The sequence below is a fragment of the candidate division WOR-3 bacterium genome (assembly GCA_026418155.1).
Classification (GTDB): Bacteria; Hydrothermota; Tepidihabitantia; order Tepidihabitantales; family CAIPLT01; genus JAOABV01.
Genome location: JAOABV010000070.1, coordinates 1 through 8,667, shown reverse-complemented (window position 1 = coordinate 8,667; position 8,667 = coordinate 1). Strand labels below are relative to the sequence as shown.

The following is an 8,667-nucleotide window of genomic DNA, read 5'->3' as shown; positions in this document are numbered from 1 at the left end:
ATTTAGAAGGTAATGTCGAATTTGTTAAATTAGATGACCAAGGCAGAATTCTTATCCCTTCGCGTTATTTAAAATATGCCAATATATCTGGTGGTGAGGTCGTGATTGCTGGTGTTGGTAATTATTTTGAGATTTGGAATCCCCAAATCTTTGAAGAGTATCGTAAGATTGCTGAATCTCGGCATCAATCCGATTTAGAGAAAATCAACGAGTATCTGAATTATAGTAAGAATTTTAAGTTTCCTGGAATTGAGGATACTCGCAATGAGTAGGGATATCCGCAAATTTTTGATTACAATCATACTTTTTGGCACTAGCGAACGATTATTTTATCTTAATTTCATCATATGAATAGTTGTTTGAAAACCTCGAAATGAATAATGAGATTGGTAAAAAAGAATCCGTCTTTCATCAACCAGTAATGGTGGATGAAGTAATACATTATCTTATGACTGAACAACTAAATTCTAAAATACCGTCTCTTTATATTGATGCTACTGTTGGAGGCGGTGGTCATACCCAAGCAATTTTAGAACATTTGCCAGAGAAAAATAGTATTGTTATCGGTTTAGATTGTGACCTTGAGGCAATTAATTATACCAAGAATCGTCTGAAAAACTATTCGAATCTTTATCTTTTTAAGATGAATTATATAAAAATAAATGAAGTTGTGCAGAAGTTTCCTCAATATTCGGTTCAAGGCGTGTTATTCGACTTTGGTGCTTCGTATCATCAGTTGACTTCAGGTCAAAGAGGTTTCTCTTATAAAGAAAATGGTCCTTTGGATATGCGTTTTGACCAAAATCTTAGACCAACCGCAAAAGATATTATCCAAAACAGTTCCCCACAAGCATTGAAAAAAATCTTTAAAGAATTTGGTGAAGAGCGCTTTGCCCATAAAATTGCCCAAGAGGTGTATCGTAACCGAGATAGAATTAATACAACTTATGATTTAGTCGAAATTATTCAGCAAATTATTCCATCTTATAAAATTAAGAAGACATTTGCCCGAATTTTCCAGGCATTACGAATTGCAGTGAATCAGGAATTAGAAAATATCCAGCATGGTCTCAATTGTGCAATTAAGATTTTATCGGATGGTGGACGTATTGTGACCATTGCATACCATTCTTTAGAGGACCGGATTGTTAAGAATACTTTTCGGACCTTGGCGCAGAATCATCAAGAATTTCGACTAAAGGTACTCACGAAAAAACCTGTGCGACCAACTCTAAAAGAAATCAAATTTAACCCAGCGGCACATAGTGCTCGGCTAAGAGCTGCGGAAAAACAAGAGTATTACCAATGAAAAAAATTGCACTAATTATTTTGGTGGCAATATTTTTTATCTTATATTTAATACAGCATCGCCAGAGTATTATTTATACGCAAGAGATTAGTCAGTTAGAAACAGAACTCGAAATGCGTAAAGACGAAGTTTTGAAATTAGAAGGAGAAAAAAATCGAATTTTTCTATTTGCTAATTTAGAAAAAACGGCTGTAAAATTAGGCTTAACTTATCCTCGACCCAATACCACCAATAATAATGAAAAAAATCAGATTAGTGCGGGAAAGATGCCCTCGAATCCGACGGTGAAAGATGATTAGTACCGCCAAGCGTATAAAATTAATTAAATATATAATATCAATGACACTTACTGGATTATTAATTTATCTATTTATTATTCAGGTTGTTCAATATCGTAAATATGAGCAGTTGGCAAGAAATGAACACTGGCAGAAAGATACTTTGATTGCGGAAAGGGGACGTATCTTAGATTCCAAGTATCGTCCTTTGGCCTTTAGTCAATTGTCGGCGACGGTTTCAGTGCACCCGAGATATGTTCGTAGTGCTGATAGTGTCGCTGAGATATTGAGTGTTTTTGAAATTGGCGAAAAATCGGAAATTATTAACAAAATAATCCGAAGCAAAGAATATTTTACTTTTGCAAAACAAATCGAATATAATAGTGCACTAAAATTAAAAGAAGTGTTGAAACAGCGTCGATTTGCCAATTGTGTTGTGGTCAACGATGCTCAAAAAAGGATATATCCCTTTTCCGAAATAACTGCCAGTATAATTGGTTTTACGGGCAAAGAACATGGTTTAGCCGGTATTGAAAATTATTTTGATAAAGTTTTGAGTGGTGAACCGGGTTGGATTTTGAAACAAAAGGATGCCATTGGAAACTATTATGTTTGGCCATCTTATCCGATTAGACGACCAATTGCTGGCAGTGATGTGGTTTTGACAATCGATTTAGATATGCAAGAAATTGCTTATCAGACACTAAGGAAATATGTTGAGAATCTTAAGGCGATGCGAGGTTCAGTGGTAATTCTTGATGCTCAAGACGCAGCAGTTTTAGCCTTGGTAGATTATCCTGATTATGACCCGAACAATTTTATGGATTCAGACCAAAGTCTGTGGAAAATGTCGGCTATTAGTGATGAATTTGAACCCGGTTCGGTTTTTAAACTGGTTATCTGTGCTACAGCATTAGAAGAATTGCCTCATGAATATCTATTCTTAAAAAAATGGGATGTTTCTAAAGGCTATATTGAAATTTCTAATCGAAAGATAAAAGATGTTCATAATAATGGCATTGTCGATTTTTATGACATGTTTGCTAAATCGTCAAATATCGGCGTATCACTGTTATCGCAAGAAATTTCTGCAGAAAAATTCTATTTAATGGCAAGAAAATTCGGTTTCGGTTTACCTACCGGAATCGAATTACCAGGAGAAGCAAATGGTTATCTTGATCGACCAGAATTATTATCTCCTTTAAGATTAGCTAATAATTCTTTTGGTCAAGGATTGCGTGTAACCTTAATCCAATTAGCGACTGCATATTTGTCGGTTGCCCATAATGGACTATTACTCAAGCCGTATATTGTTAAGAAGATTATAAAAGAAGGCAAAATTATTTATCAAGGACAAAAAAAGATTATCCGTCGCGTAATGAGCGAAAAGAATGCAGAGATTATCAAAAATATCCTAGCGCAAGTTGTAATAAGGGGTACCGGTAAAGCTGCGAGCTTAACAGATTGTCAAGTGTGTGGCAAAACCGGAACATCACAAAAAATTGAACCGAATGGAACTTACTCAGCGACTAAATCAATAATGACTTTTGTCGGATTTTTTCCTCAAGAGAAGCCAAAATTTTTAATTGCGGTATTGATTGACGAACCACAACTTTTTCGTTTTGCTGGCGAAACTACTTGTCCTGCGTTTCAAGAAATTGCTGCACGGATAAAATATACTAATGAATTAGCGCATACAGTAAACCAAAAATGAAAAGATCAGTAAATGTAAAATCAAAAAAAACTGAGCGTTATCGTTTATGAAAAATCGATTAATATGAAGATAGTAGTATTTCGGATAATTTGTTTTTTGATGCGTTGTATATGGCAGTAACAACAAAATCGTTGGTTCAAGGTCTACCTGTTCAATTGGTAGGACAAGAGAAAGTGATTACCGGTATTTCTGTCAATTCGCAGAAGACAAAACCTAATGATTTATTTGTTGCAATCACAGGTTATAAAACATCAGGAAAGATTTATATCGAGCAAGCAATTCAAAACGGGGCGGTAGCAATTGCAACGGATGATATTGAACTACTTAATAAGATTACTCAAAAGTACAATGTAAGCGGTATTTATACAGAGAATCCCAGAAGATTTTTAGCGATTGTGGCCAATCGCTTTTTTAATTTTCCTTCACAAAAAATTAATCTGATTGGTATTACAGGCACCAACGGAAAAACTACAACTTCTTATTTAATTAAATCAATTATTGAACGCTGGGGCGAAAAGGTTGGCTTAATTGGGACAATTAGTTATTTTGATGGCGATAATTGGCTTCCAGCAGCAAATACAACACCAGAAAGTTTAGATTTGGTTTCATTTTTAGCCAATTTGGTTTCTAAAAATATTAGGTATTGTGTGAGTGAAGTGTCTTCTCATGCTTTAGCCTTAGAGCGAACCTATGGTCTTGAGTTTAAAGTTGCAGTATTTACAAATCTTGCTTCCGACCATTTAGATTTTCACGGCAGCCGTCAAGCCTATGCAGCAGCCAAATTAAAATTATTTGAGTCTCTTAGCGCGGAGGCGTCGGCAGTAGTGAACTTAGATGATAGTTTTTCTAAAAAGATAATAAGTTCTACACATGCTAAAGTTATTGGTTACTCACTAAGAAATAAAGATAGTGACTTTTATGGAGAAATTACTAAGATAAGTCAAGAGGGAACAGAAATTGTCGTAAAGTCAAATGTTGATACTGGACTTAATTCAAAACTTAAAACTGAAAACTCAAAAATACACACGGTACTAATTGGCGAACATAATGTGTATAACATCTTAGCATCATTCGCATCGGCAAAGGTCATAGGAGTTCCGAATGATTTGATTGCTAAGGGTATTGAAGCCTTAAAGGTTATACCTGGAAGATTAGAAAAAATCGAAACTGGGCGTGGATTTACAGTTTATATTGATTATGCTCATACTGAAGATGCACTCAGAGTAGCTATTCAATCTTTGAGAAAAATTACCCAAGGTCGTTTGTTTGTAGTGTTTGGATGTGGTGGTAATCGTGATTGCTTAAAAAGGCCGGGTATGGGCAAAATTGCAACTGAACTTGCAGATTGGGTAGTAATTACCTCAGATAATCCCCGTAATGAAGACCCAATAAAGATAATTGAGGATATTAAGAAGGGAATTACAAAAATTAATTTTGAGGTTATTGTTGACAGAGAATTAGCAATTTGCCACACGCTATCATTAGCCCAAAAGGACGATGTTATACTAATTGCTGGTAAAGGGCATGAAAATTACCAAATTATTCGGGAAAAAATTATTCCGTTTTCTGATAAAGAAGTTGTTGAGAATTTTTTAAAAAAACAAGGCAATATGCCCAAGATAAAAATGTGTAATTAATAAGGAATAATTATGCTCTACCATTTATTATATCCTTTAAAAGATTATTTTATTCTATTTAACCTTTTTCGCTATATTACATTTCGAGCAGCGTATGCGGGAGTGATTGCTCTTTTTATTGTGCTTTTTGTCGGACCATGGACGATTAAGAAACTACGCAATATGGCATTGGGCCAGAATATACGAAATGAAGTTCCCCAAAGGCATCAAATTAAAGCGGGAACACCGACGATGGGGGGTATCCTTATAGTTTTGGCTATTATTATTGCTACTTTATTATTTTCTGATTTAACTAACCGATATATTTTGTTAAGTATTTTTGTTATGGTTTCTTTTTGTTTATTGGGGTTTTGGGATGATTATCAGAAAGTCCGCAAAGGAAAACCACGGGGTTTGAATAAACGAACTAAACTTGTCTTCCAAATGCTACTTGCAGCAATTGTCGGTTTGATTTTATATTTTTCGCCAATGGATGCAAAATACAAAACAGTCACTAATTTTTTATTCTTTAAAAACATTCTGATTGATTTTCGAAGTTTTTATATACCGTTTATAATGTTGGTAATTGTACTTTCATCCAATGCAGTAAATCTTACAGATGGTTTAGACGGTTTGGCGACTGGCTTATTAGGAATTGCCGCAGGAAGTTATGCCGTACTATCATATGTAGCGGGCCACGTCAAGTTAGCCGAATATCTTAATATCCTTTTTATACCTAATGCCGGCGAAATGACAATTCTCTGTTTTGCTATAATGGGCGCCTGTTTGGGATTTTTATGGTTTAATACTTTCCCTGCGGAAATTTTTATGGGCGATACTGGTTCGTTACCGTTAGGTGCAATTATCGGTTATTGCGCAATTATTGCGAAACAGGAGTTTTTACTAATTCTAATTGGCGGTGTCTTTGTTATTGAAGGGTTATCAGTATTAATCCAGGTTGTCTATTTTCATATGACTCGAGGTAAACGAATATTTCGAATGGCACCACTGCATCATCATTGTGAATTATGCGGTTGGCCCGAACCTAAAATCGTAGTTAGGTTTTGGATAACAGGTATCTTATTAGCACTTTTAGCCATTTCAACTTTGAAAATAAGATGAGTCGGATCAATCTAAAATTTAAAAAAATTACGAGACAAAATTCAAAATTTGATACTGCGCACTATTTTGCAGTAATTGGTTTAGGGCGCTGCGGTAAACTAGTGACCAAGTATCTGTTAAGAAGAGGAAAATTTGTATATGTTTACGATGATAATCCCGAAGTATTTCAAAATAGCGAGATAAAAGAACTTATTAATAAACCTAATTGTCAGATTATGACTAATCAGACAGCATCACAGATAGCTAATCAGATAGAACTGGTAATTTGTAGTCCTGGGATTGGTCCTCAAAATCAAATTGTAAGGATTTTTGAAAGAAGAGGAGTTCCGGTAATCGATGAGATTGATTTTACCTCATCGATAATTGAAAAGACAATTAACCGATTATCACATTCTGCCAAAGATAAGGTTGCTGGTAAATCAAAAATAATTATTGCCATCACAGGTACAAATGGTAAGTCAACTGCAACGGTGTTATTGGGTAAAATATTAACGACTGCAGGAAAAGATACATTCTACGGCGGTAATTTAGCTCCAGGAGAGCCTTTTGCTTCAGCGCTATTTCAACAGCCAAAGGATTATTATGTAATTGAAGTATCAAGTTTTCAATTAGAAAGGTCTTTTTACTTTCATCCGCACATTGCGATAATTCTAAATATTACAGCCGACCATCTGAATCGACATCGGACTTTGAAAAAATATCGTGAAATTAAATTTAGAATTTTTGCTAATCAATCGGTTAAAGATTACGCAATTATTAATGCTGATGATAAAATAATTATGAATTACAAGACGAATATTCGGGCCCAAGTTTTTTATTTTTCTCGCTTTCATAGAGTTAAAGGCGCCTATCTTGATGATGGTTATTTGTATTTTCAAAAGGAAAAAATTTGTGCTCGTCAGGATATAAAATTACCGGGCGACCATTATTTAGATAGCGTCTTGGCGGTAATTACCGCAGCAAAGATTTTAAAGATTGATAACGAGTCGATTGTCAAGATATTGAAACGGTTTAGCGGGTTAGAACATCGTTTGGAATATGTTCGAACTATTGATGGAGTGAAATATATTAATAATTCGATGTGCACCAATCCCGCCGCAGGCACAGCTGCGCTCTATGCTTTCTCTGAACCAATTATTCTTATTGCTGGTGGTGCTGAAAAAAGACTTAATGTCAAAGATTATGTTAGTACCATTGCAAATAAAACTAAGTGGACAGTGCTTTTCGGCGAAAACCGCCAGCGTCTTGCGGAAATGCTAAAAGCAAAACATTTTTTTAATTATTCAATAGCCAATTCGCTTGAAGAAGCAATAATGTTAGCAAAAAGTAAAGCAGTTAGTGGTGATTTGATTTTATTTTCACCGGGATTTGCCAGTTTCGATGCTTTTAATGATTTTCAAGAACGCGGAAATGCTTTTAAAATGATTGTTAAAAAATTGTGCTAGAAAATTAAGTAAAATGCTATTAAGAACAATAAAAATAATTGATTTTATAAAACGGATAAGGCCATTTAGATTAACGAAATGAAGAAATTGTGCCATCGAAATTACAGTTGTCATTTTCAAGAGATTAATTTGAGATATCGGAACCGGCCTTCGCGGTTTGCAAATTTATTTGAACGGTTAAGGCATATCTGGTCAAATCATATAAGTAAAAAATCAATAGATATGGTTCTTTTATTAACCACGGTTATATTGACAATGACCGGTTTAGTGATGGTCTATTCAGTTACGATACAATTTGGATTTAGTTATCTAAAAGACCAATTGGTTCGTATTTTAATTGGTTTTATGGCATTGTTAGTAGCAAGTTTTATTCCGTATCATTATTATAAAAAGAAAATTAAGGATGTATTATTAGTGCTGGCAATTTTAGTTTTAATTTTCACTTTGGTTACTGGAAAAAAAGTTTCCGGGGCAAAACGCTGGACAAAAGCAAAGTGGTTTTCTGTTCAATTTCAACCTGCCGAAGTTGCAAAGTATATCTTAGTCTTCTGGTTAGCAGGTTATTTTGCTAATCGTCAATCTAAAGATGAAGAAAAAAAGAGAAAAGGGTTTAATGCCAATTGTTTCTCAGCCAATGATACTTCGGTGATAAGAAAAAATCAGCACTTTTTAATTAATAAAATTGTCTGGTTAATGCGAAATTATCTAAAATCTAATTTTTTTCCATTTACGGTTGTGGGTTTGGTAGTTGTATTACTTCTGTTGCAACCGGCAATCGGTACAAGCGTAATTGTAATTTTTTCGGCATTATTAATTTTCTTCATTAGTGGCGTAAAGTTAAAATATATTTTATTAACGATAGTCTTCGGCATAATTGTTTTGTGGGTATCAATTACTTTCATTCCCCATGCAAAACTTCGTTATGAAAAATTCAAACAAGGTCCGACATACCAACAGATTCAATCAGTAATTGCTATTGGTTCAGGAGGATTATTGCGCAAAGGATTAGGTGAAGGTAAACAAAAATATTATTTCTTACCAAAATTACATACTGATTTTATGTTCTCAGCAATTGGAGAAGAATTTGGTTTTATTGGGAGTATTTTGATTCTGGGGTTATTTTTAGTGTTATTAAACCGAGGATTAAAAATCGCAGTTGAGATTAATGAGACATTCGGCAGTC

8 protein-coding genes are annotated in these 8,667 nt (G+C 34.4%); all 8 read left to right on the top strand.

Annotation, left to right across the window (positions count from 1 at the left end; genetic code table 11):
- Window positions 1-272: division/cell wall cluster transcriptional repressor MraZ (locus N2201_06905; GenBank protein ID MCX7785932.1), on the top strand; the 272-nt coding region annotated here is incomplete at its 5' end.
- Between the two features lie 101 nt (window positions 273-373).
- A complete protein-coding gene (gene rsmH, locus N2201_06900; protein ID MCX7785931.1) occupies window positions 374-1,309 on the top strand; it encodes a 16S rRNA (cytosine(1402)-N(4))-methyltransferase RsmH in 936 nt (311 codons plus the stop codon).
- A complete protein-coding gene (locus N2201_06895) occupies window positions 1,306-1,608 on the top strand; it encodes a hypothetical protein (GenBank protein ID MCX7785930.1) in 303 nt (100 codons plus the stop codon). Before rsmH ends, N2201_06895 begins: the two co-directional genes overlap by 4 nt.
- Before the next feature lie 40 nt (window positions 1,609-1,648).
- Entirely contained in the window at window positions 1,649-3,301 is a 1,653-nt protein-coding gene (locus tag N2201_06890; protein ID MCX7785929.1) for a penicillin-binding protein 2, read from the top strand.
- A gap of 110 nt (window positions 3,302-3,411) precedes the next feature.
- Window positions 3,412-4,938, top strand: a complete 1,527-nt coding sequence (locus tag N2201_06885) for a UDP-N-acetylmuramoyl-L-alanyl-D-glutamate--2,6-diaminopimelate ligase (protein MCX7785928.1) — start codon at window positions 3,412-3,414, stop codon at window positions 4,936-4,938.
- Between the two features lie 12 nt (window positions 4,939-4,950).
- Window positions 4,951-6,039 (top strand): phospho-N-acetylmuramoyl-pentapeptide-transferase, encoded by a 1,089-nt coding sequence (gene mraY, locus N2201_06880; protein ID MCX7785927.1) that lies wholly within the window; start codon window positions 4,951-4,953, stop codon window positions 6,037-6,039.
- Window positions 6,036-7,484, top strand: a complete 1,449-nt coding sequence (gene murD, locus N2201_06875) for a UDP-N-acetylmuramoyl-L-alanine--D-glutamate ligase (GenBank protein ID MCX7785926.1) — start codon at window positions 6,036-6,038, stop codon at window positions 7,482-7,484. Before mraY ends, murD begins: the two co-directional genes overlap by 4 nt.
- Window positions 7,485-7,706: 222 nt before the next feature.
- Window positions 7,707-8,667 (top strand): FtsW/RodA/SpoVE family cell cycle protein (locus tag N2201_06870; protein ID MCX7785925.1); only part of this gene is annotated, 961 nt, incomplete at its 3' end.